General features: G+C 83.7%; 1 pseudogene. It reads left to right on the forward strand.

Annotated elements, in window-relative coordinates:
- Nucleotides 1-271, forward strand: a pseudogene (locus PUR61_RS18550) (hypothetical protein); the annotation flags it as partial.
- Between the last annotated feature and the right edge of the window lie 97 nt (nucleotides 272-368).

Consider the following 368-nt stretch of genomic DNA (forward strand, 5'->3'; position numbering starts at 1 on the left):
CCGGTGGCTGGACGCCCACCTGCCCCGGTACCGGGAACGCTCGGCCGCCGACCCGGTCACCGCCGCCCTGGTCGGCACGCCCCTCGGCCAGCGGTGGCACGCCGCGAGCCGCCCCCCGCAGCCCCCCGCCGAGCGCGAGAGCGGGGGCGCGCACCGGGGCGGGGACCGCGGCGGGGACCGCGGCGGGGACCGCGGCGGGGACCGGGGCGAGGACCGGGGCGAGGACCGGGGCGAGGACCGCGGCGAGGACCGCCGCGAGCCCCGCGGCTAGGCGGCCGTCCGACGGAACCGCCACACGCACCGTGCCACACCGCCCGGCGTCGTCCGGGCCGACCTCGCCGAGGCCCTGGGCGGTCCGGTGCCGGAGC

Origin of the sequence: Streptomyces sp. BE20 (genome assembly GCF_036322525.1) — a bacterium.
In the GTDB taxonomy this organism is placed as follows: domain Bacteria; phylum Actinomycetota; class Actinomycetes; order Streptomycetales; family Streptomycetaceae; genus Kitasatospora.